Source organism: Mycobacterium sp. (assembly GCF_965229105.1).
Taxonomy (GTDB): Bacteria; Actinomycetota; Actinomycetes; order Mycobacteriales; family Mycobacteriaceae; genus Mycobacterium.
In genome coordinates this window covers 2,805,260-2,830,657 of sequence record NZ_OZ245858.1, presented here as the reverse complement: position 1 = coordinate 2,830,657, position 25,398 = coordinate 2,805,260, and the positions used below count along the sequence as shown (strand labels likewise).

23 protein-coding genes and 1 pseudogene are annotated in these 25,398 nt (G+C 64.9%); 9 read left to right on the top strand and 15 right to left on the bottom strand.

Going from position 1 to position 25,398, the window contains the following annotated elements; genetic code table 11:
• Positions 1-29: 29 nt before the first annotated feature.
• The 9 genes from folC to ADBZ9O_RS13380 form a co-directional block, all read right to left on the bottom strand.
• Complete coding sequence (folC, locus tag ADBZ9O_RS13420; protein ID WP_526531962.1) at positions 30-1,484, bottom strand: bifunctional tetrahydrofolate synthase/dihydrofolate synthase; 1,455 nt, start codon at positions 1,482-1,484, stop codon at positions 30-32.
• Positions 1,481-4,144, bottom strand: coding sequence for a valine--tRNA ligase (locus ADBZ9O_RS13415; protein ID WP_526531960.1), 2,664 nt, complete (start codon positions 4,142-4,144; stop codon positions 1,481-1,483). The genes folC and ADBZ9O_RS13415 overlap by 4 nt, the downstream gene beginning before the upstream one ends.
• 17 nt (positions 4,145-4,161) lie before the next feature.
• Positions 4,162-4,764, bottom strand: coding sequence for a DUF937 domain-containing protein (locus tag ADBZ9O_RS13410; RefSeq protein ID WP_526531958.1), 603 nt, complete (start codon positions 4,762-4,764; stop codon positions 4,162-4,164).
• 90 nt (positions 4,765-4,854) lie between these two features.
• Positions 4,855-6,111: a saccharopine dehydrogenase family protein gene (locus ADBZ9O_RS13405; RefSeq protein WP_526531956.1), complete on the bottom strand. Its 1,257-nt coding sequence runs from the start codon at positions 6,109-6,111 to the stop codon at positions 4,855-4,857.
• Positions 6,112-6,141: 30 nt separating this feature from the next.
• Positions 6,142-8,136, bottom strand: coding sequence for a S9 family peptidase (locus ADBZ9O_RS13400; RefSeq protein WP_526531954.1), 1,995 nt, complete (start codon positions 8,134-8,136; stop codon positions 6,142-6,144).
• A gap of 24 nt (positions 8,137-8,160) precedes the next feature.
• Positions 8,161-8,670 (bottom strand): G/U mismatch-specific DNA glycosylase, encoded by a 510-nt coding sequence (gene mug / locus ADBZ9O_RS13395; protein WP_526531952.1) that lies wholly within the window; start codon positions 8,668-8,670, stop codon positions 8,161-8,163.
• Complete coding sequence (locus ADBZ9O_RS13390) at positions 8,667-9,659, bottom strand: heme-dependent oxidative N-demethylase subunit alpha family protein (RefSeq protein WP_526531950.1); 993 nt, start codon at positions 9,657-9,659, stop codon at positions 8,667-8,669. Before ADBZ9O_RS13390 ends, mug begins: the two co-directional genes overlap by 4 nt.
• A complete protein-coding gene (locus ADBZ9O_RS13385; protein ID WP_526531948.1) occupies positions 9,656-10,594 on the bottom strand; it encodes a PDR/VanB family oxidoreductase in 939 nt (312 codons plus the stop codon). The genes ADBZ9O_RS13390 and ADBZ9O_RS13385 overlap by 4 nt, the downstream gene beginning before the upstream one ends.
• On the bottom strand, positions 10,591-11,118 hold the full coding sequence (locus ADBZ9O_RS13380) for a dimethylamine monooxygenase subunit DmmA family protein (RefSeq protein WP_526531946.1): 528 nt from the start codon (positions 11,116-11,118) through the stop codon (positions 10,591-10,593). The genes ADBZ9O_RS13385 and ADBZ9O_RS13380 overlap by 4 nt, the downstream gene beginning before the upstream one ends.
• Positions 11,119-11,203: 85 nt before the next feature.
• Between ADBZ9O_RS13380 and ADBZ9O_RS13375 the strand changes: the two genes are divergently transcribed.
• From ADBZ9O_RS13375 to ADBZ9O_RS13365, 3 genes are read left to right on the top strand one after another with little or no spacing between them, the layout of a single operon-like run.
• The gene (locus ADBZ9O_RS13375) at positions 11,204-11,614 is read left to right on the top strand and encodes a winged helix-turn-helix transcriptional regulator (RefSeq protein WP_526531944.1); all 411 of its coding nucleotides are present in this window, start codon (positions 11,204-11,206) and stop codon (positions 11,612-11,614) included.
• Positions 11,611-12,138, top strand: a complete 528-nt coding sequence (locus ADBZ9O_RS13370; protein ID WP_526531942.1) for a PaaI family thioesterase — start codon at positions 11,611-11,613, stop codon at positions 12,136-12,138. The genes ADBZ9O_RS13375 and ADBZ9O_RS13370 overlap by 4 nt, the downstream gene beginning before the upstream one ends.
• A gap of 17 nt (positions 12,139-12,155) precedes the next feature.
• Positions 12,156-13,316: an FAD-dependent oxidoreductase gene (locus ADBZ9O_RS13365; RefSeq protein ID WP_526531940.1), complete on the top strand. Its 1,161-nt coding sequence runs from the start codon at positions 12,156-12,158 to the stop codon at positions 13,314-13,316.
• 78 nt (positions 13,317-13,394) lie between these two features.
• Here the strand turns inward: ADBZ9O_RS13365 and ADBZ9O_RS13360 are convergent.
• The 5 genes and pseudogenes from ADBZ9O_RS13360 to ADBZ9O_RS13340 all read right to left on the bottom strand — a co-directional run.
• Positions 13,395-13,619 (bottom strand): annotated as a pseudogene (locus tag ADBZ9O_RS13360) (transglycosylase family protein); the annotation flags it as partial.
• A gap of 1,126 nt (positions 13,620-14,745) precedes the next feature.
• The gene (gene mobA / locus ADBZ9O_RS13355; RefSeq protein WP_526531938.1) at positions 14,746-15,321 is read right to left on the bottom strand and encodes a molybdenum cofactor guanylyltransferase; all 576 of its coding nucleotides are present in this window, start codon (positions 15,319-15,321) and stop codon (positions 14,746-14,748) included.
• Between the two features lie 22 nt (positions 15,322-15,343).
• Positions 15,344-16,435: a thiamine pyrophosphate-dependent enzyme gene (locus ADBZ9O_RS13350; RefSeq protein WP_526531936.1), complete on the bottom strand. Its 1,092-nt coding sequence runs from the start codon at positions 16,433-16,435 to the stop codon at positions 15,344-15,346.
• Positions 16,432-18,381 carry a 2-oxoacid:acceptor oxidoreductase subunit alpha gene (locus ADBZ9O_RS13345; RefSeq protein ID WP_526531934.1) on the bottom strand — a complete coding sequence of 650 codons (1,950 nt, stop codon included), beginning with the start codon at positions 18,379-18,381 and terminating at the stop codon, positions 16,432-16,434. The genes ADBZ9O_RS13350 and ADBZ9O_RS13345 overlap by 4 nt, the downstream gene beginning before the upstream one ends.
• A 357-nt stretch (positions 18,382-18,738) precedes the next feature.
• Complete coding sequence (locus tag ADBZ9O_RS13340; RefSeq protein ID WP_526531932.1) at positions 18,739-19,743, bottom strand: LacI family DNA-binding transcriptional regulator; 1,005 nt, start codon at positions 19,741-19,743, stop codon at positions 18,739-18,741.
• 96 nt (positions 19,744-19,839) lie between these two features.
• Between ADBZ9O_RS13340 and ADBZ9O_RS13335 the strand changes: the two genes are divergently transcribed.
• From ADBZ9O_RS13335 to ADBZ9O_RS13310, 6 genes are read left to right on the top strand one after another with little or no spacing between them, the layout of a single operon-like run.
• Positions 19,840-21,027, top strand: a complete 1,188-nt coding sequence (locus ADBZ9O_RS13335) for a phytanoyl-CoA dioxygenase family protein (RefSeq protein WP_526531930.1) — start codon at positions 19,840-19,842, stop codon at positions 21,025-21,027.
• The gene (locus tag ADBZ9O_RS13330) at positions 21,024-22,031 is read left to right on the top strand and encodes a Gfo/Idh/MocA family protein (RefSeq protein WP_526531928.1); all 1,008 of its coding nucleotides are present in this window, start codon (positions 21,024-21,026) and stop codon (positions 22,029-22,031) included. Before ADBZ9O_RS13335 ends, ADBZ9O_RS13330 begins: the two co-directional genes overlap by 4 nt.
• Entirely contained in the window at positions 22,028-22,903 is an 876-nt protein-coding gene (locus tag ADBZ9O_RS13325) for a sugar phosphate isomerase/epimerase family protein (protein ID WP_526531926.1), read from the top strand. Before ADBZ9O_RS13330 ends, ADBZ9O_RS13325 begins: the two co-directional genes overlap by 4 nt.
• Positions 22,900-23,877 carry a Gfo/Idh/MocA family protein gene (locus ADBZ9O_RS13320; RefSeq protein ID WP_526531924.1) on the top strand — a complete coding sequence of 326 codons (978 nt, stop codon included), beginning with the start codon at positions 22,900-22,902 and terminating at the stop codon, positions 23,875-23,877. Before ADBZ9O_RS13325 ends, ADBZ9O_RS13320 begins: the two co-directional genes overlap by 4 nt.
• Positions 23,874-24,650 carry a TIM barrel protein gene (locus tag ADBZ9O_RS13315; RefSeq protein WP_526531922.1) on the top strand — a complete coding sequence of 259 codons (777 nt, stop codon included), beginning with the start codon at positions 23,874-23,876 and terminating at the stop codon, positions 24,648-24,650. Before ADBZ9O_RS13320 ends, ADBZ9O_RS13315 begins: the two co-directional genes overlap by 4 nt.
• 23 nt (positions 24,651-24,673) lie before the next feature.
• Positions 24,674-25,183: a nitroreductase family deazaflavin-dependent oxidoreductase gene (locus ADBZ9O_RS13310; protein WP_526531920.1), complete on the top strand. Its 510-nt coding sequence runs from the start codon at positions 24,674-24,676 to the stop codon at positions 25,181-25,183.
• A gap of 10 nt (positions 25,184-25,193) precedes the next feature.
• Here ADBZ9O_RS13310 and ADBZ9O_RS13305 read toward each other — a convergent pair whose 3' ends face one another.
• The gene (locus ADBZ9O_RS13305; RefSeq protein WP_526531918.1) at positions 25,194-25,349 is read right to left on the bottom strand and encodes a hypothetical protein; all 156 of its coding nucleotides are present in this window, start codon (positions 25,347-25,349) and stop codon (positions 25,194-25,196) included.
• Between the last annotated feature and the right edge of the window lie 49 nt (positions 25,350-25,398).

Genomic DNA, 25,398 nt, shown 5'->3' with positions numbered 1-25,398 from the left:
GCGGTCGGCGCCCTCGCCGGAATCCTGGGTCACGCCGGATCCTTACCGAAGAGGGTGCGGGCGACACCCGCGGTGACGACCGACCCGGTGATCACGATCCCGCTGCCGGAGAGCCCATCGTCTTCGCCTGCCTGTTCCACCAACGCGGTCGCGGTTTCGATGGCGTCGGCCAGGGTCCCTGCCGTGATGACCCGCTCGGGACCGAAGCGTTCCTCGGCGAGCAGGGCGAGTTCATCGACGTCCATGGCCCGCGGCGAACCGTTGTGCGTGACGATCACCTGGTCGAACGCCGGTTCCAGTGCGGCCAGGATGGCGCCGGCATCCTTATCGGCCATCACGGCGACCACACCGATCAGCAACCGGAAGTCGAACTCGTCCGCCAGGGCCTGCGCCAGCGCGGCCGCGCCGGCGGGGTTATGCGCTGCATCGATGAATACCGTTGGCGCGCTGCGCATCCGCTCCAACCGGCCGGGGCTGGTCACCGCGGCGAAACCGGCACGCACGGCGTCGATATCGAGTTGCCGATCGGCACCGGCGCCAAAGAACGCCTCTACTGCGGCCAGCGCCACCACGGCGTTATGGGCCTGGTGCTCACCGTGCAGCGGCAGGAAGATATCGGAGTAGACACCGCTGAGGCCTTGCAGCTCGAGGAGCTGTCCGCCGATCGCCACCTGGCGAGTCAGTACGGCAAATTCCGAGCCCTCCCGCGCGACCGCGGCATCGGCGGTAACTGTCTGCGCCAGAATGACTTCCATTGCCTCCGGCACTTGCTGACCGATGATCGCGACGGTGTCGACCGGGACCAGGTCATCCTCCGCCTTCTTGATGATGCCGGCCTTCTCGCCGGCGATATCGGCGATCTCGGTGCCGAGGTATTCGGTGTGGTCGACGCTGATCGGGGTGATCACCGCGATAGGGGCATCGACGACGTTGGTGGCATCCCAGCGGCCGCCAAGACCTACCTCGATGACGCCGATATCGACGGGCGCATCGGCAAATGCCGCGAACGCCATCGCCGTGAGTACCTCGAATTTGCTCAGGCGCGGCCCAGGCTCACCGAGCGCACCCTCTTGAGACTGCCGGTCGACGAGTTCGATGAAGGGTTCGATTTCCCGATAGGTCTCCACGTACCTGGCGGGGCTGATCGGCTTGCCGTCAATGGAGATTCGTTCGACGGCAGACTGCAGATGCGGGCTGGTGGTCCGGCCGGTGCGCCGATGCAGCGCGGTCAGCAACGAATCGACGATCCGTGCCACCGAGGTTTTACCGTTGGTGCCGGCGATGTGGATACATGGATAGGCGCGCTGTGGTGAACCGAGCAGTTCCAGCAGCGCACTGATCCGCGCGGTACTCGGCTCGATCTTGGTCTCCGGCCACCGCTGATCGAGCAGGTGCTCGACCTGAAGCAGCGCGGCGATCTCATCAGGAGTCGGTTCCGGGTCCGGCAGCGATTCCGGAAACTGTTCGAAAGTCTCGTCTGTCATGCCAATCCGGCCAGGCGTGCCGTGATCCGGTCGACCTCTTCGCCGGCCAGTCGCTGACGATCGCGAATCTTGGCCACCACGTCATCTGGGGCTTTGGCCAGAAACGCCTCGTTACCGAGTTTCGCTGTGGTCCCTGCCAATTCCTTGTGCGCGGCGGCGAGGTCCTTGTCCAGGCGTCGACGCTCAGCGGCGACGTCGATGGTGCTCGAGGTGTCGACCTCCACCAGCACGATGCCTCCGGACAGTGAGACCTCGATAGAGGCTGACGGGGTGAAACCGTCCGCAGGCTCGGTCAGCCACGCCAGGGCGGCGACGGCGGAGACCTGGTTGCTCAGATCCGCCTCGGCGATGCGCGACAGTTTCGCCGGCACCTTCTGCCGGTCATTGAGACCCTGATCGCTGCGGAACCGGCGGATCTCGGTGACCAACCGTTGCAGGTCGGCGATCCGACGCTCAGCAGCGGTATCGAGCTGCAGCCCAAGCGGGGAAGGCCAGTCGGCAATCACCAACGATTCGCAGCCGGTGAGCGCCTTCCACAGCGCCTCGGTGACAAACGGCATCACCGGGTGCAGCATCTTGAGCAAGGTGTCGAGAACCGTCGCCAGTACCGCATTGGTGTGCGAAATACCATCGGCGAGTTGGACTTTGGCCAGCTCGAGATACCAGTCACAGAATTCGTCCCATGCGAAGTGATAGAGCGCTTCGCAGGCGCGGCTGAATTCGTAGGCATCGAAGTCCGCATCCACCTCGACGCGCACCTGTTCGAGCCGGGTCAGGATCCACTGGTCGGCATCGGTGAGCTCGGCGGTATCGGGCAGCGCGGCCGGAGCGGCACCGTTCATCAAGGCGAACTTCGTCGCATTGAACAGTTTGGTGGCGAAGTTACGGGAGGCACGCGCGGCGTCCTCACCGATGGAGAGGTCACCGCCGGGGCTGGCACCGCGGGCCAGGGTGAATCGCAACGCGTCAGCGCCGAAGGTCTCGACCCAGTCCAGCGGATCGATTCCGTTGCCCTTGGACTTGCTCATCTTGCGGCCGAACTCGTCGCGGATCAGCCCGTGCAGGAAGATCTCGGTGAACGGCACCTGTGGGCGCCCATGCTCATTGGACGCAATCACACCGTCGCCGGAGACGAACGTGCCGAACATCATCATCCGCGCCACCCAGAAGAACAGGATGTCGTAACCGGTCACCAAGACATTGGTCGGATAGAACTTTGCCAGCTCAGGGGTTTGATCGGGCCAGCCCATCGTCGAGAACGGCCACAGCGCCGACGAGAACCAGGTGTCCAGCACATCGGGATCCTGTTCCCATCCCGGCGGCGGCGTCTCGTCGGGGCCGACGCAGACTTTCTGCCCGTCCGGGCCGTGCCAGATCGGAATCCGGTGCCCCCACCACAGCTGCCGCGAGATGCACCAATCGTGCATGTTGTCGACCCAGCCGAACCACCGCGGCTCCAGGCTCGCGGGGTGAATAACGGTGTCGCCGTTGCGAACCGCATCCCCAGCCGCTTGCGCCAACGACTCGACCTTCACCCACCACTGCAGTGACAGCCTGGGCTCGATCGGCTCACCACTGCGCTCGGAATGGCCGACGCTGTGCAGATACGGTCGCTTCTCGGCGACGATGCGACCTTGGGCGGCCAACGCCTCGCGGACCGCGACCCGCGCCTCGAAGCGGTCCATCCCGTCGAAATCTGTTCCGGTGTCGGCGATTCGGCCCTTGGTATCCAGCATGGTCGGCATCGACAGGTTGTGCCGTAGGCCGATCTCGAAGTCATTTGGATCATGCGCGGGAGTGACTTTGACTGCACCCGTGCCGAATTCAGGGTCCACATGCCCGTCGGCCACGACGATGATCTGCCGATCGAGGAACGGGTGCGGCAGGGACGTGCCGACGAGGTCTCGGTAACGCTCGTCGTCGGGGTGCACGGCGATCGCGGTATCTCCGAGCATTGTCTCCAGGCGGGTGGTGGCCACGACGATATGCGGCTGGGCGTCGTCCATCGACCCGTACCGGAACGACACCAACTCGCCCTCGACGTCGTCGTATTTGACCTCGAGGTCGGAAATCGCGGTCTCCAGTACCGGTGACCAGTTGACCAGCCGCTCGGCCTGGTAGATCAGACCGGCGTCGTAGAGCCGTTTGAAGATGGTGCGGACGGCGCGAGAGAGCCCCTCATCCATGGTGAACCGGTCGCGACTCCAGTCCACCCCGTCGCCGATGCGGCGCATCTGGCCGCCGATGGTGCCACCGGATTCGTGCTTCCAGTCCCACACCTTGTCGATGAACAATTCACGACCGAGGTCTTCTTTGGTTTTACCGTCGACTGCCAGTTGCTTCTCGACCACCGACTGGGTGGCGATACCGGCATGGTCCATCCCGGGCAGCCACAGCACTTCGAAGCCCTGCATTCGCTTACGCCTGGTCAACACATCCATCAGGGTGTGGTCCAGTGCGTGGCCCATGTGCAGGCTGCCGGTCACGTTGGGCGGCGGCAGGACGATCGAGTAGGGCGGTTTGGTGCTGGCCGGATCGGCCGTGAAGTAGCCCGCCTCAACCCAGCCCTGGTACAGCTCGCTCTCTACCGCGCCCGGCTCCCATGATTTCGGCAGGGCAGTCGGCGCGGTGTCGGCATCGGATTGGGGGCTGGCAGTCACCGGGCAATTCTAGTGGGCTACTTCTTTCCGCCCAGCAGACCACCCAGGATGTCCCCGATGACGTTGCCTTTGCCGCCTGCGCCACCGCCGGAACCGCCACCGAGGACGCTGCCAAGAATGCCGCCGAGCGGGTTATTACCGCCGCCGGAACCGCCACCGAGGATGCCGCCGAGCACGTCGCCGAGGCCACCGCCACCCGCCGGTGCGCCCGTCTTCTGCGTCAGCTGTTTGCCGATGTAGGCCAGCACGATGGGCGCCAGGATCGGCAGCAGCTGTTTGATCAGGTCACTGCCGCCTGCGCCTTTACCGCCCAACGCGGATGCCACCGCGGTGCTGTCATTGCCACCGAAGATGTTCGCGACGATGTTGTCGCCCTCACGCTCATCGACCTGATCGAGGCTGACGCCGCCGTCGAGCAGGCCGCTGGCGCCCTGGGTGGTGACGGCGTTCTCCAGCGTGCTGGAGTCGATGTCATCGGCCGCGCAGTTATGTTGCACGCCGCCGACCAGGGCTGGCACCAGGGTGTGGATGGCGGTGGTGACGTCGCTTTCGGGCGCACCGAGCCGCTTCGCGATGTCCTGGACGGGAATCTGTGCGTAAAGATCGTCGAGACCGGCCACGTCGCCACCTTCATTGCTGGGTTTGGGGCAATTTCGGAGACGACATTAGCCCCATCGCGAGCGTCTGACAGCTGTTCGTGCAGAAGCGCTTTACCCGAGCGCAACGGTGTCGAGAGTGACACCTGCGGCAGGTAACCGGCGGGTCAGAACATCGCCCATGGCCGCAGCCGGCGTCAACACCCCGCGCAGGTCAGACAACCCGTCGCGGTCGAGCGCCAGTGCCAGGCCGCTCTCGCCGAGCAGAACCGCGGTGGCCTTGTAACCGGGGTCTCCGCGTTGCGCCATCGTGGTGCGGTAGCGCGCTCCGGTGTCGGTGGTCGTATAGGTCTCGACGGTGTAGTGACCGTTCTCGCGGGCATGTTCGCTTGGCCCCGTACCCGGTTTGGGCATAACCCGCTCCACCAGCCCCGCAGGCAGCAATCGCAGGTAACGCGATCCCAGCCCGAACACCGCCGCGCTGACCCCGGTGGTCACCAGTGCCGCCACCGGCGCAGCCAGCGAACGCCCGACGCTCATCTGCTCGGCATAGGCGAATCGGCGACCATACCCGTAGTCGAGTAAGGCGTTGCTGCGCCGCACAATTCGCGTATTGACCCCAGCCATCGCGAAGGCGCCGGTCCAGTATCCGGCAAGCTCCGGTGCGATGGCCGCACCGCGCCGCCAGCGCAGATCAGGCTGCGGGCCGATCTCAGGTTCGGCCCCGCGGTCCGGTGTCAGTGTGTACGGGTCCTCGATCTGGGCCCGCAAATCGGGATCGTTGGAGGCGGCTCGGAACAGCTCCACCATCGAGGCGGCGGTCCCACCGGAGACGCCACCGGCGAAGGACCGCACCACCAGATTGGTGTCACCCAATTCGCCTGCCCCATCGGCCTGCGCGCGTTTATGCAGTGCATAGACGGTGAGATCTGAAGGGATGGAATCGAATCCGCAGGAATGCACGATGCGGGCGCCAGTGTCGATGGCCTGCTTGTGGTACTGGTCGATACTGTCGCGGATGAAGTTGGGCTCGCCGGTGAGATCAGCGTAATCGGTACCCGCCGCCGCGCACGCCGCCACCAGTGGCAGCCCGTACTTCGCGTACGGGCCAACAGTGGTGACAATGACCTGCGTGCGCGCCGCCAACGCGTTCAGCGTCGACGGCGAATCGGCATCAGCGGCGATGATCGGCCAGGCTTGCGCGGCCTGCCCCAGCGTCTCCCGCACCGCGAGAATGCGGTCGGTGGACCGGCCGGCCAGCGCGATGCGCGCGTCCCCGCCCGCCCGGCTCAGGTACTCGGCGGTCAGTTTGCCGACGAAACCGGTGGCTCCGTAGAGGACGATATCGAATTCGCGCTGCGATGCAGTCATGCCGCCCAACTTACCCAGGGCCCAGAGTGGTCAACCCAGCGCTTCCGGCAGTTCGGCCGTCTGCCCCAGGACATGCTCGGCCAGGAAGCCCGTCACCACCTGGTACCAGATCTTGGCGTGTTGCGGTGTGAGCACCCAGTGGTTTTCCGACGGGAAGTACAGGAAGCGATGGGCCGTGCTGCCATCGGCAGCGGCAGGCAGGCCCGACTCGGTCAGCAGCTCGAACCACAGCCGCAGCGCCTCGCCGATCGGGACGCGATAGTCCTTGTCGCCGTGGATGACCAGCATCGGGGTGCTGATCTGCCCGACATACCGGTGCGGGGAATTCGCCTGCGCCATCTCTCTGGTCATCTCCCGCATCCAGTAGTAGGACGCATCGGTGGTGGCACCGAACTGGTCGAGTGCCCAGAGGCTGGCGTGGGTGACGATGGCTGTGAAGCGGTCGGTGTGCCCGGCCACCCAGTTGGCCATATAACCGCCGAAGGAACCGCCCATCGCGGCTGTCCTGGTGGCGTCGATCCGCGGATCTGCGCAGGCGGCGTCGGTGGCGGCCATCAGATCCTCGAATGGCGGGCCACCCCACGCGCCCCAGCCCCGCTGGATGAAATCCTGGCCGTATCCGGTCGACAGTGCCGGGTCCGGCAGCAGCACCGCATAGCCGTGGACCGCCAGCAGCCATGGGTTCCATCGCCACGACCAGGCGTTCCAGCTACCCAGCGGGCCGCCGTGGATCCACAACAGCAGCGGTGCCGGCTGATCACCGCGTGGAAGCACCAGCCACGAGCGGACCGTCCGGCCGTCGGCGGTCACCGCTGAGATCTCGGTCAGCGAACCGGGCAGCGCCGGTAGATCGACGCTCGGCAGCACAGTCACACTGCCATCGGTGTCGATGCGTACCGGGTGTGGCGGTGCGGCATAGGAGCTGCGCAGCGCGTAAACCGTTCCATCGGGTGCGGCGGTGACATCGGTATAGGCGAAATCATCTGCGGTCAGCGCGCTCACCTGTCCGGCCAGCTCGACCCGGAACACCGGCTTGCGGCCGGCGTCGTCGGCGGTCACCAGTAGCGCCGAGCCGTCGCGCGTCCAGGTCACCGACTCCGGCCAGCGGTCCCAGCCATCGGCCACCGGCACCGGATCGGAACCGAAGTGCAAGCAACACAGGGTGATTCGGGGCGCCTGGTGGGGGGTCGAGATCGATTCCCTGGTGTAGGCCACCGCTGTCCCGTCGGGTGCGATGGCGGGGTGCTCAAGGTCGGCGTCGGGATCATCGACGATCACCTCCCTGGCACCGGTGCCGAGATCGATGCGGACCAGGACCGACCGCTGCGCTGCTCCCGGTCCAGGGACTCGCCAGGAGGTGACGAGGAAATCTCCGTCGGGGCTGATGTCGAAATCGGTCTCCCGCAGCGCCGAGCCCGGGGCTGGGGTGAGATCAGCCGGGCCGGCTGCTTCCAACAGATGGGGCTCGTCGGGTCCCAGGTCGTGATCCCAATAGCGCACCGGATATCCGGTGTGCAGGATCGCTGTCACAGTGTTGTCTTTGCGCAGCTTTCGCAGTCGGCGATCATCGTCGATATCGGTGGCCGACGGCAGCATGGGCCCGGTGACCACGATGCGACCGGCCGCCCTCGCGGTGTGCACCGCGCTCACCCCGCCGGGCAGCGACAGCAGTTCCTGCGCCTCACCACCCGCGGCGGGCAACCGCCACAACGCCGCCGGCGGTTTGTCATCGTCATCGGTGGGCCGGGCGGCAACGAACAGCAGATCGCCGTCGGCGGCGAACACCGGCGACGTCTCACCCTTGGCTCCGCGAGTCAGCCTCCGCGCCGGACGCGCGCCCGTCGGATCCAGCTCCCAGACGGACCTGATGTATTCGGTGCGTTTGGCATTGAGTTCGGCGACGGTCGTGACAACCCGCGATCCGTCGGCGCTGACCGCCAGCCCCGCTACGCGTGGGTACGCGAGGTAATCGTCGAGGTCACCAAAAGGACCAGCAAGGGGGGTTGCCTGCGGAACGTCAGCCATCGCTACGTGGTAGCACAACTGGGGTCAGGTCGTCAGCGCGCGGTGCAACTCGGCGTAGGCCTGCACCAGCGCATCGAGGGTGAAACTTCGGTTAAGACCACTCGGATTAGGCAGGACCCAGGCCGTCGTCGCGGCGAACTCCTGCGGATAGCGACCCCAGCCGATATCTGGATGACCGATCATTGCCGAGAACGCCCGCTTACCGAGGAAGGCGATCACCCGCGGCGCGTACCGCTGCATCTTCGCCTCGAATTCGGGGCGGGCCAGCCGGAACTCTGCCGTCTGAATTTCCTCAGCCCGTTTGGTCGGACGGGCCACCACTGCGCTTATGCCGCAGCCGTATTCGAGCAGCCGACGCTCGTCCTGCGGCTGCAGGCGCACATCGGTGAACCCCGCCAGATGCAGCACCGGCCAGAAGCGATTGCTCCGGTTCGAGAAATTGTGACCATCGGCTGCGGCGCTGGCAGCAGGATTGAGTCCGCAGAACACCACATCGAGTCCCCGCGCGAGGATATCCGCCTGGTAGCTGCTCAATGCTGGTTCAGCCAGGACACTGCCCGGTCGCGATACGACAGGAAACCTTTGTAATCCGCCAGGTCGTCGGGTAGTTCGGCCAGGACCGACGCCATCCGGGTCCGCCATGACACCACCCCGGCCACATCGGCGAGCGGCAGCATGTACGTGCGGATCAGAAAGCAGATCGCCGCGGACTCGGGTAGTCGGATCAAATGCTGAACCTCGACCCGCAGCTGGATCAGCCGCCCGAATGTCTCGTCGTCGACCGTCCCGGCCGTCGCCACCTCCGGGCCCCATTCGGGATAGGACTCGGTGGAGGCATCCAGTCGACGGCCGACACCCAAAGTCCAGTTCGTGCGTCGGTACACCTCGCCGGCCTGCAGTCGCAGCAGGAATTCTCGGGCGCGATCGATCACACCGGATGCGCGTAATCGCGGAACGGGGCCGTGGATTTCCAGAAATGTCATGCCGACGTTGAAACCGAAGGACCAGCCGGAGGCGAAGGTGACCACACCGGCATCGGCGAAAAGGTCGCCGTCGCGCTGATCGAGCAGGACGATGTCTTCTTGTACCTGAGCACCGATATAGGCCAACGGGTCCGCGGGGAGTGTCGACTCGTCACCGAAAACGAAAACCTGTGACAAACCTAGTCTTTGGTTGCACCATCGCCAACCGCTCTCGGTCTGAGTCAGCGACATGACGTCCGGGTAGGCGGTGGCCAGTTCGGTCATCAATGCCAGCATCGCGTCCCAGCCGGCAGGGCGCATATGGGGCAGCACCGCGTACCGGGAGGGGTCGGCCGCCAAAATTCGAGCCCGGTCGGCCAGCTCGTGCTCGTATTCGCTGTCGATGTCGATCACCGGCCGGCCCCAGCTGCCGGTCGGGGTGGTGACGGTGGTTCCGGCCGGCTCGATGTTGGTGCTGTACCGGTAGGTGTCGCCGGTGAACGGAAATGGAAAGCCCGCCAACAGATCCGGCGCGGACAGCGGTTCGGACGCGATCGTCACAGGCGCAGCTCCAATCGGTCACCGTCGGCGCGGGACACACAGCTCATCATCGAGTCCCCGGCGGCCTTTTCGGCGTCGCTGAGATAGAGGTCCCGATGCATGATCCCGCCGCCGACCACGGGAATTCGGCACTCGCCGCACACGCCCTGTCGGCACAGGTTGGGGATCTGATGGCCGTGCGCGAGCAGCGCCTCCAGCAGCGACATACTGGGTTCGACGACAAAGGATTCCGCGCTTTCGGTGAGTGTCACCGCGAACGGTTGGCCTGGGTCGAACGTGTCGATTCCGAAGCGTTCCACGTGAATTCGGCTTGGTGGCCAGCCGAGCGTGGCGGCCATGGCGGTGACATCGGCCATGAATGCCGATGGGCCGCAGACATACAGGTGAGTGCCCAACGGCTGGTCGCCGAGTTCCGGTGCCACTTCGGCCATGAACGCCGCGCGGTCGGTGAAGATCTGCGCGTTGTCGGTGAGGGCCTTGATCTCGTCGACGTAGGCACCGCGGCCGTCGCGGTGCAGATAGAGCAGACGTACGTCGCGGTCCCATCGCTTGGCGCTGCGTAGATGGGAGATCATCGGAGTGATGCCGATCCCCGCCGCGATGAGCAGATGACGCTTGGCCAGAAGTACCGGCGCGAAGGCGCTGCGCGGCGTGCGGGCCATGACGCTGTCCCCCACGCTCAGTTGGTGGATCCAGCGCGATCCGCCGGATCCGGCCGGGCACTCCAGCACCGATACGACGTAATCGTGTGGGGCCACGCTCTCCCCGGTCAACGAATAAGCGTTGGCCGACAAGCCGGGGCCGCACTCGATCACGATGTGACTGCCCGGGGTGAACGACGGCAATACCGCACCGTCGGCTCGGATGAGTGTCAGCGTACGGATACCGGGCACGTCATCGTCGATGGCACGCACCACCAGAGCCAATGCACTCATGAGCCGCCCGCACCGGTCATGAAGCCAAGGTGCGCACCGAGGCGCCGCGAAACGTGATAGTGCACAACCACTTTGCGGGCGCAGCCGGAGCACTGCAGGACATCCTCCAGGTCCACTTCGGCATTGGTGACTGTCCCGCAATGAGCGCAACGCACATCGCGGGCGGCCACGGCGATGCTGGCCACGGTGATCTCGTCGTCGGCCACCCCGGCCTGCAGAGCGAGGGCGCGCAGGCGCAGGCAGGCGTCGGCCGGTCCGGCGATCATCAACCTCCACCCGACCACCGCGTCGGCGAGGTCGTCAGTCACTGCTTGAGCTGCCGCTCGATCGTCGGCGACGAGGTGGACCCGCACGTCGGCGCGCGGATCGTGAGCGAAAATCTGCGCGGTCCAGTCGGCGGCGACCTCCTCGGCCCCCCTGCACAACGCGACCACGGTCCAGTACCGCCCGGACACGTCGGCGTCCGGGCGCTCAGGTGCGCTGGCCCAGCTGGGCACGCTCGTCGATTCCAGAGCGGGTCTCATACTGCGGTTCAGTCTCCCAGCTCCGCGCCCGAGTGTCTCCATATGTCAGTTTGATAATCAAACCTACAAGTGTCAGGCTGGTTTGATGCCCCTCCTGCCGCTGGCCGACCTGCCAGGACGGCCCTGCCCCATCGCCGCCGCCCTCGAGGTCGTCGGCGACCGGTGGACGCTTCTGGTGATCCGTGAGCTCGCGCTGGGGAACAGCAGGTTCAGCGGCATCGTGGCCGGTATCGGCGCGCCGCGCGACCGGGTCTCGGCGCGGTTGAAAACCCTCGAAGACGCCGGCGTCCTCACCCGGGTGGCCTACCAATCCGCACCCCCTCGGTTCGACTACCAGCTCACGGAGTCGGGTCGGGCACTGCTGCCCGTCCTGGATGCGCTGTTGATGTGGGGCACGCAGCACGCGGTGGCGCCCGATGATCCCGACCGCGACCGCCATCTCAGCAGAATCCGACCCCACCCAGCCGTAACCAGCACAGAGAGCGCAGCCACATGACCGCAGAGCTCACCGATACCGCCCGCGACGAATGGGGCCCGCAACGCTCGAAGACCGTCAGTTGGTACGAGCCCGGCCCGTCCACTGCCAAAGGTCTTGCGATGCCTGGCGTGGACTACCTCAACGCGATGGTCGCCGGCGAACTCCCGCCGCCACCGATCGCGGGGTTGATGGCGTTCGACCTCATCTCGGCCGAGGTCGGTCGGGTCGTGTTCACCTGCAAACCCGACGAATCCGCCTATAACCCGATCGGAGCCATCCACGGCGGGTTGGTGTGCACCCTGCTGGATTCCGTCGCCGGCTGCGCTCTGCACAGCGCACTGCCGCAGGGTAAGGGTTACACCTCGGTGGAAATCAAGGTGAACTATCTCAAGGCGGTCCGGTTGACCAGCGGCCTGCTCACCGCTACCGGCACCGTCGTGAAATCCGGTGCGCGAGTTGGCTTCACCGAAGGTACGGTGATCGACGAATCGGGAGCCTTGGTGGCGACCGCTACGAGCACGCTTCTGATCTTCGACCTGTAGTCGGCTACGTTCGATGGATGTCCGAGCCGATCGTCGTTGCGGGAGCAGGGATTGCCGGGTTGGCCACGGCCGTCGCGTTACAGCGTCGGGGACGCGCCGTCACGGTGATCGAGGCGCGTGACGACACCGCCGGCGTTGTCGAAGGCGCCGGGATCAGCATCTGGCCCAACGCGTTGGCCGCGCTGGATGAGATCGGGCTCGGCGATGCAGTGCGAGCCGCTGGCGGTCGGGTAACGGCAGGAGCGGTGCGTTGGTATGACGGCACCTGGCTGCGCCGACCATCGCCCGAGCGACTGGTCACTGCGTTGGGTGAGCCGTTGGCGGTGATCGAGCGCGCCGCGCTGAGGAAGATCCTCGCCGGCGCGATCGCGCCGGGCACCCTCCGATACGGGGCCGGGGTGGCCGCCCTGATCGCCACCGCCGATGGGGTACAGGTGTCGCTCTCCGACGGAACCCGAATAGACGCCGCGGCAGCGATCGGTGCCGACGGCACGCACTCGATGGTGGCCCGCCATCTCAATGGCCGCCTTGTCGATACCTACGCCGGATACACGGCGTGGCGCGGCATCGCGGACTACGCGCTGCCCGCCGAGCTGGCCGGCGAGACGATGGCACCAGGCGAAGAGGTCGGCCACGTGCCGCTCGGTCCGGACCGCACCTACTGGTTCGCAACGGAACGGCTACCGCAGGGTCAGCAGATGCCCGGAGGCGAGCTCGACTATCTGCGCCGCAAGTTCGCGCACTGGGCGCAGCCGGTACCGGCGATCTTGGCGGCGACGGCGCCGCAGAATGTGTTGCGCAACGACCTTTACGATCGGACGCCGGTGCGGCAGTGGTCCCGCGGGCCCGTGGTCATGGTCGGGGATGCGGCCCACCCGATGCGCCCACATCTGGGCCAGGGTGGCTGCCAGGCACTGGAGGATGCGGCCATCCTGGCTGAATTCGTCGATCTGTCCGACGACCTGCCGACTGCATTTAGCCGCTTCGAGGCGTTCCGGCGACCGCGAACCACCGGCCTGACCCGTGAATCGAGGATGATCGGCCGGATCGTCAACCTGCGTCCAGCGGTGTTCAGTGCCGCGGCCAGTCGCTCTACCGCGCTGATTCCCGAGGCGCTGGTGACGCGCCACCTGGCACGTCTGGCATCACGGTCGGCTTTCGCGCTGCCGTCTGGTTAGGCGCTGCCGTCTGGTTAGGACGAGCAGTGCCGGGCCTATCGGACAGGCCCGGCACCGTCATAAAAGTGTGTGGTCGGACTAACCGCGCCGGCCGCAGACCGGCCAGGCACCAATGCCCTGGCTGTGCAGCACGTTGTTGGCCACGCGGATCTGCTCGTCGCGGCTGGCGTTGTGGGGCGATCCACTGCCGCCGTTGGCCTTCCAGGTGCCCATGGTGAATTGCAGGCCGCCGTAGTAACCGTTACCGGTGTTGATGGACCAGTTTCCGCCAGACTCGCACGTGGCAACCGCGTCCCAGTTCACGTCCGCGTTCGCGGTGGCCGTGGACAGGGCCATGGGCGCCGCAATGAGCGCTCCACCGATTGCAGCCATGGAGAGCTTCTTGCGGAGGTTCTTCAACATCGTTCCTTTCGCCACGCGCGCGCCAAGGCAACACCCACCGGGGTGGGCGTTGATCTGTCTCTCAGATCCCTCTGAGAGACCGAGTGATTTCTTGAGGCGTGCCATCTCGGTCAGGCACGACAGGGGAGGCAGACGCCTCGCCGGAGGAGTTTTCATCCGGCTGCTGGCGAGCCCGCTCGGGCCTCCGCCAGCCCCACTCACACGCAGGGTTTGTTTCTTGAGTTATTTGCTCCCTTGCGGGACAGATTGGACCGTACGGATCAGATTCCGTTTAGTCACATCGGTGGAGCGGGTATCTCGTTTAGATAACGGACAGATCACGGAACGCTCGAATAACTGTCTGCGCAGGTCAAGACTGCGATTCTCCAGACACTGCGAACGATCCGCCAAATCGCCCAACGTGATCCAAATCACCACAATTTTGTGAGCTGGGCCACCTCAGAGGGCTCTTCAAATCCCTTTGCGCCACAACGCAATTTGGTGTTTGCGTTGCCGAAGTGACCAATGAGACTTAGGCCGCAACGGCGAGAAGGTCTGCGCCCCAGCAAATTAGCTGATGCACTCGACCGCCACCTGTCAGTAAGGACATCCAAATAGGCTGTGGCGCAGCCATTTAGGCTGACACGTCGCGAATTGCAGTGCAATAGTCGAATCTGTCGGTGGCCGAGGACTTGCCACTGGGCATCTACCCATCGGGTCCCAAATATGACGCACATCAAACGTTTTCGGGAAGCTCAGCTATCCGGCTCTCGACACGGTCAAGTATCGACCACCATCAGTTCAAACCTTCGGATATCCACCTCTTTGTTGCCGCGTTCTGGGCTATCGACCGGTAGGTGGTCGACCAAACGGGTCAGAATCGGAGCCAGAAGCCTAAAGATGTTGCGCTGCAACACTATCAGTGCGAAAGGTGCCACCAACCGCTTCGAACCTCAGGTCGGCGCCGATCCGGGTAGCAAGGATATGACGTGTACAAACTGCACCAGCAAGGCCGGAGCGGATTGGCAGCTCTGTTTGCTGGGAGTTATCAGGCGATATCAGCGGCGGCATTGATATTGGTCAGCGCCTCCGAATGCGGCATGACGATCCGCTGTGTGTTCACTGAATTGACCAAGGCGCGCATGCTGCGCTCCCCCGCGGCCACCAACTCGTCGATCCGGGCCACCAAAGACGTGCGGTACACCCCGGCGAGGTAATGGTCACGACCGTCCCATGGCAGCACCACATCGACGCCGTGGTGGGTGGCGAGTTCATCGATCAATGCTGCCGTCATCAGCGGCATGTCTACCGCACACACAAAGGCGCGCTCGGCACCGGCTTCGGCCGCCGCCCGCAGTCCGCGCCCCGTGGCCAGCAGCGGCCCTACACCGCGGACGTCGTCGCGCAGCACCGTCGCGGACAGCTCAGGCAGCGGTTGACCGGGTGCCGCGATGACGAAAACCGGTGTACAGGTCGACGAGACGACCGAAACCACTTGTTCCACCATGGTTCTGGGTCCATCGGGGCCGGAGTCGGCCCCGGGGATCACCAGGGTCGCCTTGTCTCGGCCCATTCGCCGCGACGCTCCGCCTGCCAGCACGACACCGGCCAACTCCGAAGACATGGCGGTCAGGTTACGCCAAGCGTCAGTCGACGGTCCAGGTATCGCGACCACGAAGCAGTGACTGCAACGCGGACCGATCGCTCGGGATCGTTTCGACAGCGGAGCTGACCTGACCGCGCGCCATATCGTCATAGGTCGGCCGGCTGAACTGCCGGAAGATACCCATCACGGTGTGCTCGAGGTTCTGATCAGACAGCCGCGACAGAGCGAACGCATAGGCCGGGTCTTCTGCGGTGGCATTGTGCACCACGATCTCGTCGACCGAGACGTCTGCTGTCTTGGCTACGTCGAGGCCGAAACCGGATCGGACCACGCAATACTCACCGTTGGCGCCAAATGTGATCGGTTCGCCGTGGCGGACATTGATGACCCGCTCCTCGGCGCCCTCTTTACGCAGCGCGTCGAAGGAACCGTCGTTGAAAATCGGGCAATCCTGCATGATCTCGACCAATGCGGACCCGCGGTGGGCGGCCGCAGCGCGCAGCACCTCGGACAGACCCTTCTTATCCGAGTCGAGCGCGCGACCGACGAAGGACGCTTCGGCGCCGAGCGCCAGCGACACCGGATTGAACGGATGGTCCAGCGAACCCATCGGCGTCGACTTGGTGACCTTGCCAACCTCGGAGGTCGGGGAATACTGGCCCTTCGTCAAACCGTAGATCCGGTTGTTGAACAACAGGATCGTGAGGTTGACGTTGCGTCGTAGCGCGTGGATCAGATGGTTACCGCCGATGGACAGGGCATCGCCGTCACCGGTGACCACCCACACCGACAGGTCGTCCCGAGCCAGCGCCAACCCGGTCGCGAACGTCGGGGCCCGGCCGTGGATCGAGTGCAGGCCGTAGGTCTCCAAGTAGTACGGGAAACGGCTGGAGCAACCGATGCCGCTGACGAAGACCATGTTCTCGCGCCGGAGTCCGAGCTCGGGCAGGAACTGCTTGATGGTGTTGAGGATGACGTAGTCACCGCAGCCGGGGCACCAACGGACCTCCTGGTCCGTGGCGAAGTCCTTGGCCTTCTGCGGCTCGTCGGTGGTCGGCACCAGGCTGGTCTTCGTCAAGCCGGCGGTCAGACCGAGATCGACACCCGAGAGGCTTCCCATTACGTCAGTCATGCGTCAGCTCCTACGCCGCTTTCGACGGTGGCCGCTGCCAACCGTGCGAACTTGGCCTTATCGCGTTCTTTGTCGCCCAGCGTTCCATCAAAGGCGGCATCGATAATGCCCTCTACCTCTTCAGCCAGGAACGCCATGCCTTCCACCTTCGTCACCGACTGAATGTCCACCAGGTACTTGCCGCGCAGCAGGAGCGCCAGCTGACCCAGATTCATCTCGGGCAGGACAACTTTGGGATAACGGCGGAGAACCTCACCGAGGTTGGCAGGCAACGGGTTCAGGTGCCGCAGTTGCGCATGCGCGACCTTGATGCCCTTGCGGCGAGCCCGCCTGCAGGCCTCACCGAGCGGGCCGTAGGAACTGCCCCAGCCCAGCAACAACAGCTCCGCGTCACCGGTCGGATCGTCGACCTCTAGATCAGGAACAGTGATGCCGTCGATCTTGGCTTGCCGCAGACGCACCATCAGATCGTGGTTCGCCGGCTCGTAGGAGATATTGCCCGAGCCATTGGCCGACTCGAGGCCGCCGATGCGGTGCTCTAGGCCAGGTGTGCCGGGGATGGCAAACTGCCGGGCCAGCGTCTCGGGATCACGCGCGTAGGGCTGAAACGGCTCGCCGGCCTTGGCATAAATATGCGGAATCGATTCGAAGCTCTCGACATCCGGGATGCGCCACGGTTCGGAGCCGTTGGCGATGGCACCGTCCGACAAGATGATCACCGGGGTGCGGTACTTCAGCGCGATCCGCACGGCGTCGACGGCAACCTCGAAGCAGTCAGACGGTGAGCGCGGCGCCAAAACGGCAACCGGAGACTCTCCGTTGCGCCCGTACAGCGCCTGCAGCAGGTCGGCCTGCTCGGTCTTGGTCGGCAGACCGGTGGACGGGCCGCCACGCTGAACGTCGACGACCAACAGCGGAAGCTCGGCCATCACAGCGAGTCCGATCGCCTCGGACTTCAGCGAGATGCCCGGGCCTGAGGTGGTGGTCACGCCGAGCGAACCGCCATAGGACGCCCCGATGGCGGCACCGATGCCGGCGATCTCGTCTTCGGCCTGGAACGTCAGCACATTGAAGTTCTTGTGCTTGGACAGCTCGTGCAGGATGTCCGACGCCGGGGTGATCGGATAGCTGCCGAGCATCACCTGGACATCGGCCAGCTGGCCGGCCACGACGATCCCGTACGCAAGTGCGGTGTTTCCGGAGATCTGCCGGTACTCGCCTGAGGCCAGCTTGGCCGGCGAGATCAGGTAGGTGGTGCCGAACGCCTCGGTGGTTTCGCCGTAGTAGTAGCCGGCCTTGAGGGCGAGGACGTTGGCCTCGGCGATATCGGGCTTGCGGCCGAACTTCTCGCGGATGAAGGTCTCGCTGGTCTCGATCGGGCGGCCGTACATCCACGACAGCAGACCGAGCGCAAACATGTTCTTGGCCCGCGACCCGTCCTTCTTGGACGCACCGATCTGCTCGACGGCGCCGAGGGTGAGCGTGGTCATCGCGACGGCCTGCACGACGAAGTCGGACAAGCTGTCGTCTTCCAGGGGGTTGGCTTCGTAGCCGACCTTGGCCAGGTTGCGTTTGGTGAACTCATCGGAGTTGGCGATGATCAGGCCACCACGCGGCAGGTCAGCGATATTGGCCATCAGCGCTGCGGGATTCATCGCCACCAGCACGTCGGGGCGGTCACCGGCAGTCAGGATGTCGTAGTCGGCGATCTGAATCTGGAACGACGACACTCCGGGCAGCGTGCCCTGAGGTGCCCGGATCTCTGCGGGGTAGTTGGGCTGCGTCGCCAGGTCGTTGCCGAAGAGCGCTGCCTCTGAGGTGAATCGGTCGCCCGTGAGCTGCATACCGTCGCCGGAGTCACCCGCGAAACGGATTACGACCTTTTCGAGTTTTTCCCGAGGATGCGAAGGTGTTCCCTCGACGGTCTCGTTCCCGTTCGGGCCCACGTCCCCGCCTTTCTCAGTGTCTTTCAGTCGACTGCATCGCCGCGCGCTGCCACCTACATTCCCGTCGCTGTCCGCACGGACGCGCCGTCAAGTGAATGCCTGCAAAAGTTGGTGTCACTCGCAGTACCGATTATTGCACTTTCCTTAGTCACGCCTTGACGCTGATGCATGTCAACACGCCGGTAACGTTCAGATTAACGCGCAGCTCAGGAAGCTGAACAAGCAGTGATTGAGACAATATTGTGGTTTTCGTCACTTTTGCTGGCCGAGAAAGTCTAAGAACAGTTACGTACGCGTGAGTAACTTAGCCCTCAGACCTTCTGAGCTCTTGCTGAGCGTCCGCTCAGCGCACAGGAATCAGCCCGGAATGTTGTAGGGCGTGACGATCTGCACCGGCACCGGCCGCACCGGTTCGACCGGCAGCGCGCCGCGCGCTTGCAGGATCGACCGAAGTGCCAGCCGCGCATCCGCCCGCAGGTCGTTATGCAGCACCGCCGAGATCCGGCCGTCGCGCAAAAGCAAGCGATTATCGGCGTCGAGGTCGTGGGCGATAAACACTCGGCAGACCCGCCCTAATCTCTCGAATGCCGAGACCGTGGCCGCGTTGCCGCCTCCCACCGAGTAGACCGCCTCGATCTCGGGGTGGCGCTGCAGCGCGTCGAGCACCAGCCGTTCGTTGGTGGCATCGATACCGTCACTGTCGGTGACATCGATGACGTCGAGCCCCGCCCCGCGCAGCGCCGACCGGAATCCGACCTCCCGCTCGCCTTCACCCCGAAAGACATTCTTCGACAAGGTGATCAGCACTGCCGCACGATCAGGCCCCAGCCACTGCTGCATCAAGTAGGCCGCAGTCACCCCCGCACCGTGGTTGTCGATACCCACATACGCGCACCGCGAGCTGGTGGGAACGTCGGTGCTATAGGTGACCACCGGAATACCGCTGTCGACCAACCCATCGATCGCATCTGCCACCGCGGGCTCGTCCGGCGCCTTGAGGATGACGCCATGGCTGCCCCGCAGGCGCGCCAACTGGTCGACTGTCGCCTCCGTCGCGCCGGTCTCCCAGAGGTGAAAGCGTGCCCGCAGCATGGCCGGGGCGAACGTGGGCAACTCCGCCTCGACCGCATCGCGGAACGCATCAGAGAACCGTCGCGGAGTTTGCATGACGACGTCGATCAAGTAGCGGCGCCCGTTGAGCCGCAGCTGAGCGCGCTGTTTGTCCAAGTCGGCGATGGCCTGCCGCACTTCGGCCCTGGTGTTCTCGCGTACGCCGGGCCGGTCGTTGAGGACACGGTCGACTGTGGCCTCGCTCAGTCCGGACTGCTGGGCGATCTCGCGAACCTTGTACCGGTGTGCCACGATTTCGCCTCCTCGCTCGGGCCGTCGCGTTGGTGATGGTTTTTTGACGGTTTTCTGGTGTTGATTGTGCCCCAGTACACAGCAAGACTGATGGCCATGTCCACACCGTTTCTCACCTCCGCGAAGGCTGCGTCGCCGGCTTGGGACGACGCCTGGATCGACGAGTCCGATTGTCGTCTCGACGATTTCCGCGATCAGGTGCTCCGCGACACCGATCTCGCCGACTACCCGCACGCCCACGACCTCCGATCCGGCGTGCTGGTCTATTCGGCCGCGGCTACCGCGACCGCGAACCGACGGGCCCTGCAGGCCGAATTGATCCGCGCCTTCGCCGACGGACCCGGCGTGGTCGTCATCGAGGGCGCATTCCCCGAAGCAAGTGTCGACGCGGCCACCGCGGCGTTCCGTGATCTGATCGCCACCCAGCGCGCCGCGGGCACAGCCGCAGGCGACCACTTCGGTAAACCGGGCGCCAACGACCGCATCTGGAATGCCGCCCAAAAATTGGCGCTGCACTCGCCGGAGGTCTTCGCCGACTACTACGCCAACGATGCGCTGGCCATGGTCTCGCAAGCGTGGCTGGGACCGCGCTATCAGGTGACCTCGCAGGTGAACGTCGTCAATCCCGGAGGCGCAGCACAGGTTCCGCACCGCGACTATCACCTGGGTTTCGTCAACGAAGACCAATTGCACGCCTACCCGCCTCACATGCACCGCATGTCGGCGGTGCTGACGCTGCAGGGGGCGGTCGCGCACTGCGATATGCCAGTGGAAAGCGGACCGACCATGTTGCTGCCGAACTCACAGCGGTTCGCCGCCGGCTATATCGCCTTCTACCGTCCCGAGTTCATCGAATTCTTTGCCGAGCACCACGTGCAGGTTCCGCTGCGCAAGGGCGACGCCGTCTTCTTCAACCCGGCGCTCTATCACGGTGCGGGTACGAACAAGTCGGCCGATATCGAGCGGATGGCAAACCTGTTGCAGGTGTCTTCACCGTTCGGTCGCGCGATGGAGGCAATGGATCGCAGCGCCATGGTCAAGGCGATCTATCCGTCGCTGCGCGCCATGCAGACCGCCGGTCGCGCCCCGCAGGAAATTCTCAACGCCGTCGTCGCCACCGCCGAGGGTTACCCCTTCCCCACCAACCTCGATCGTGACCAGCCCATCGGCAGCCTGGCCCCACCCAGCCAAGTCGATGTCGTATTGGCCGCGCTCGCCGGTGATCACACCCCAGCACAACTCGATGCCGCACTTCGCGGCCACGACGAACGGAGAATTCCATGACCACCCTCGGACTGATCGGTCTCGGCCGCATCGGCGCCTTCCACACCGAGACGCTGATGAACCTCCCCGGGCTCGACGGCCTGGTGATCACCGATGAGCGACTCGATGTCGTCAAGCAGGTTGCCACCAAATACGGTGCCACCCCCGTTGATTCGGTCCAGGCGTTGTTCGACTCCGGTGTCGACGGCATCGTCATCGCGGCCGCCACCCCGGCACACGCGTCGCTGACGCTGGCCGCGGTCGAACGTGGCCTGCCCACCTTCTGCGAGAAGCCCGTCGCCTCGACAGCCGCCGACAGCGCGAAGGTCGCCGAGGCAATCGCGCGCAACGGCGTCCCCGTCCAGATCGGCTATCAGCGCCGTTTCGACGCCGCGTTCGCCGCGGCGAAGCTGGCCGTCGACAGCGGCGCGCTTGGCGCACTGACCACCGTCCGGAGCACCACGATGGACCCCGCTCCCCCGCCGTTGGACTACATCAAGGGTTCCGGCGGCATCTTCCGCGACTGCGCCGTGCATGATTTCGACACGGTCCGCTGGATCACCGGCCAGGAGGCCGTCGAGGTGTACGCCACCGGCACCGTGCAGGGTGACCCGCTGTTCACCGAGTACGGCGATGTCGATACCGCTGCCATCGTGGTGCGGTTCGATGGCGGCGCCCTCGGCGTGATCTCCAATGCCCGCTACAACGGCCGCGGCTACGATTGCCGCCTTGAAGTACACGGCTTCAATGACACGGTCGTGGCCGGCTGGGACCAGAGCGTCCCGGTGCGAAACATGGATCCGCAGAACGATTTTCCCTCCGGACAGCCCCACAACTTCTTCATGGACCGGTTCACCGAGGCGTTCCGGACCGAACTGTCCGGGTTCGTCGATGTCGTCAAGGGTGGTCCCGTCCTGGGCGCCACCGTGGCCGATGCCGTCGAGGTGGCCTGGATTGCCGAGGCCGCCGCCGAGTCACTGCGCCGCGGCGCCCCGGTCACCATCAAGGAGGTTCGCGGAGCATGAGTGAGATTCGCATTGCCGGCGCCCCGATCTCGTGGGGTGTCTGCGAAGTACCTGGTTGGGGTTATCAACTCTCCCCGGATCGTGTGCTCGCCGAGATGCGCGACGCCGGTCTGACCGCCACCGAACTCGGTCCCGACGGCTTCCTGCCTACCGATACCGCGGAGCTGACGGCGACGCTGGCGAACTTTCACTTGAGCTGTGTCGGTGGGTTCGTACCGGTACTGCTGCACGATCCTGCCCACGACCCGATGGACGAATTGGCCGGTCCGCTGGAATCCTTGGTGGCCGCCGGCGCAGAGGTGGTGGTGCTCGCTGCCGCAACGGGTTCCGATGGTTACGACTCTCGTCCCACGCTCGATGACGACCAGTGGGCCACCGTCTTCGCCAACCTGGACCGGATCGGCGAAGTGGTGGCTGCGCGTGGCCTGACCGCGACACTGCATCCCCACGTGGGCACCATGGTCGAAACCCGTGACGATGTCGATCGGGTGCTGGCCGGTTCCACAATTGCGCTGTGCCTAGACACCGGGCATCTGCTCATCGGCGGTACCGATCCACTGGCGCTGACCCGCCAAGTTCCCGAGCGCATCAAGCATGCCCACCTCAAGGACGTCAACCTCGAACTGGCTGCGAAGGTGCAGTCCGGTGCGATGACCTACACCGAGGCGGTGGCAGCGGGTATGTATGTGCCACTCGGTGCCGGTGATGTCGATATTGCCGGCATCGTGAAAACGTTGGAGGACAACGGCTATGACGGCTGGTACGTGATGGAGCAGGACAACATCCTCGAAGCTGAGCCGGCGGGCACCGGACCACTGGCCGATGTGCTGGCCAGCGTGGAGTTCCTGCGGGGCGTGAAGAGCCCGGCATGAGCCTGCGCATCGGCCTGCTCGGCGCATCCCGCATCGCCGAGCAAGCCATTGTCGGGCCTGCCAACGAACTGGGTTACCGACTGGTGGCGGTGGCCGCCCGTGATCGTGGGCGCGCCAACAACTTTGCCCAAAAGTACGGTGTCGAGCGGGTTCTCGATTCCTACGACGACGTGATCGGCGACCCCGAGGTCGATATCATCTACAACCCGCTGGCCAACTCGTTGCACGCACCGTGGAATCTTGCGGCGATCGCAGCGGGCAAGCCGGTGCTCTCGGAGAAACCGTTCGCGAGCAATCTCCTGGAGGCTCAAACGGTGGCGCAGGCGGCGGAGGCTGCCGGCGTCCCCGTCCTGGAAGGTTTTCACTACCTGTTCCATCCGGTCACTCGACGGCTGCTGGAACTCGCCGGTGACGGCACCTTGGGTGAGCTCCAGCGCATCGAAGTGCACATGACGATGCCGACGCCCGGCGACGACGATCCGCGATGGGTGCTGGACCTGGCCGGCGGCGCACTGATGGACCTCGGCTGCTACGCCCTGCACGTCATGCGGATGGTCGGCGAAACAGCCGGCGGCGCGCCAGAAATAACCGGTGCTGCGGCGGTGCAGCGCCACCCCGGTGTCGATGAGAGCTGTGACGTCGATCTGGTATATCCCGGTGGGGCTACCGGGCACGCCAGCGTCACGATGGTGTCTGACCAGTACCGGTTCACCATTCGCGTCATCGGCAGCACCGGAGATCCGTTGGTGCACAACTTCATCAAACCCAACGACGATGATCGACTGACTATTCGCACAGATGCTGACACCTGGGTCGAGAAACACGGTAACCGCGCGTCGTACACCTACCAGCTGGAGGCGTTCGCAGCCCACGTGCTGCACGGGGCGACCCTGCCGATCGACACCGCCGATGCCGTGGCGAACATGGCCTTCATCGATCAGGCGTATCTCGCCGCCGGAATGGAACCCCGATGAGCACCTTCGATCTGGCCGTCTGCGCCGAGATGGTCTTCGCCGATCTTCCGATCGTCGAGCGGGTCCGTCGGATCGACGACCTGGGTTTCGGCGTCGAGATCTGGAGTTGGGATGACAAAGACGTGGATGCGCTGGCCGCGACCGGGGCGCGGTTCGGGTCGATGACGGGTTATCTGCATGGCGACCTGACCGATCCTGACGGTGCTCGTGAGGTGCTGCGCACTGCCGAGTTGAGCATCAAAGCCGCTGCAGTCCTGGGTGTTCCGCGTCTTAATCTGCACACCGGTGAGCTCATCGACGGACAGGCTGCCCGGCCGAAGTACCGGGCCACCGGCGCGATGTGGCTCAGCGCGCAGCGTGGGCTGGCAGCCCTCGGCGAACTCGGCGACTCCGCGGGCGTCACGTTCTGCCTCGAAAACCTCAACACCATCGTCGACCATCCCGGCGTCCCGTTAGCCCGCGCGAAGGACACCCTGGCGCTGGTGGAAGCTGTCGGGCATCCGAACGTGAAAATGAACCTCGACCTCTACCATGCTCAGATCGGCGAGGGGAACCTTATCGAGCTGATTCGTCGGTGCGGTGACGCCATCGGCGAGATCCAGGTCGCCGACGTTCCCGGCCGTTGCCAGCCCGGTACCGGGGAGATCCACTTTCCGGCCATCGCTAAGACGTTGCACGAGATGGGCTTTACCGGGACCGTCGCGATGGAAGGCTGGGCGTCAGGTGACAGTGTCACCGCGTTGGCGGACTTCAGGGCAGCCTTTAGCGTCTGAGTGGCGCATGCGACGATCACCTGATGCCAGGTGATGCGTTCCCACAGACCCACTGGGGTAAAGACTCGTTGCCTGCCCTGTTCAAACCAGTGGTCGCGTTCGCGTCGACCTCATGGGGCTCACGTTTCATCCGCGTGCTGGTGCCCTGGGACCGTCGGGTGTTGAAGGCGACCAACGGCAAGTACACCCTCTTCGGGCCCACCACGATCCCCGAGATGCTGCTGACCACGATCGGCAGGAAGTCCGGACAGCCGCGCAGTAGTGCGCTCAGCTTCCTCCGCGATGGTGACCGGTTGCTGATCATCGGCAGCAACTTCGGCCAGGACCACCACCCGGCATGGTCGTCGAATCTGCTGGCGAACCCGCACGCAACCGCAGCCATCGGGGGCGCCAAGGTGCCCGTGATGGCGACGCTACTCACCGGCGACGATCACGACCGCGCACTGCAGCGCTTCTGCGAGTACCCGATGTACCGCGCGTACCTGACCCGGACCGACCGTGAGCTCCGGTTGTTCGCACTGACGCGGTGCTGACGGCAGGCTGTCAGCGCCCCTCGCACTGTTGTGTGACCTGGATCTGTCCATTCGGCGTGGTCACTTCGCAGGTGGCCTTGCTGGCGGCGGCGAAACCCAGAGCCAGCAGTGGAGGCGCCACCGCGATGGCGGTGAAGGCCGCGAAACGACGCGCACTCGTGCTCATTGTGAATTCTCCTGTGTAACTTGCAGTCCGCTTATCCGCCGAGGGATCG

Bases quoted from the DNA above. Each gene is read 5' to 3' on its own strand.
- folC (WP_526531962.1), bottom strand. From the start codon at position 1,484: ATGACAGACGAGACTTTCGAACAGTTTCCGGAATCGCTGCCGGACCCG.
- ADBZ9O_RS13405 (WP_526531956.1), bottom strand. From the start codon at position 6,111: ATGACTGCATCGCAGCGCGAATTCGATATCGTCCTCTACGGAGCCACC.
- ADBZ9O_RS13400 (WP_526531954.1), bottom strand. From the start codon at position 8,136: ATGGCTGACGTTCCGCAGGCAACCCCCCTTGCTGGTCCTTTTGGTGAC.
- ADBZ9O_RS13385 (WP_526531948.1), bottom strand. From the start codon at position 10,594: ATGAGTGCATTGGCTCTGGTGGTGCGTGCCATCGACGATGACGTGCCC.
- ADBZ9O_RS13380 (WP_526531946.1), bottom strand. From the start codon at position 11,118: ATGAGACCCGCTCTGGAATCGACGAGCGTGCCCAGCTGGGCCAGCGCA.
- ADBZ9O_RS13375 (WP_526531944.1), top strand. From the start codon at position 11,204: ATGCCCCTCCTGCCGCTGGCCGACCTGCCAGGACGGCCCTGCCCCATC.
- ADBZ9O_RS13370 (WP_526531942.1), top strand. From the start codon at position 11,611: ATGACCGCAGAGCTCACCGATACCGCCCGCGACGAATGGGGCCCGCAA.
- ADBZ9O_RS13365 (WP_526531940.1), top strand. From the start codon at position 12,156: ATGTCCGAGCCGATCGTCGTTGCGGGAGCAGGGATTGCCGGGTTGGCC.
- mobA (WP_526531938.1), bottom strand. From the start codon at position 15,321: ATGTCTTCGGAGTTGGCCGGTGTCGTGCTGGCAGGCGGAGCGTCGCGG.
- ADBZ9O_RS13350 (WP_526531936.1), bottom strand. From the start codon at position 16,435: ATGACTGACGTAATGGGAAGCCTCTCGGGTGTCGATCTCGGTCTGACC.
- ADBZ9O_RS13335 (WP_526531930.1), top strand. From the start codon at position 19,840: ATGTCCACACCGTTTCTCACCTCCGCGAAGGCTGCGTCGCCGGCTTGG.
- ADBZ9O_RS13330 (WP_526531928.1), top strand. From the start codon at position 21,024: ATGACCACCCTCGGACTGATCGGTCTCGGCCGCATCGGCGCCTTCCAC.
- ADBZ9O_RS13325 (WP_526531926.1), top strand. From the start codon at position 22,028: ATGAGTGAGATTCGCATTGCCGGCGCCCCGATCTCGTGGGGTGTCTGC.
- ADBZ9O_RS13320 (WP_526531924.1), top strand. From the start codon at position 22,900: ATGAGCCTGCGCATCGGCCTGCTCGGCGCATCCCGCATCGCCGAGCAA.
- ADBZ9O_RS13315 (WP_526531922.1), top strand. From the start codon at position 23,874: ATGAGCACCTTCGATCTGGCCGTCTGCGCCGAGATGGTCTTCGCCGAT.
- ADBZ9O_RS13310 (WP_526531920.1), top strand. From the start codon at position 24,674: ATGCCAGGTGATGCGTTCCCACAGACCCACTGGGGTAAAGACTCGTTG.
- ADBZ9O_RS13305 (WP_526531918.1), bottom strand. From the start codon at position 25,349: ATGAGCACGAGTGCGCGTCGTTTCGCGGCCTTCACCGCCATCGCGGTG.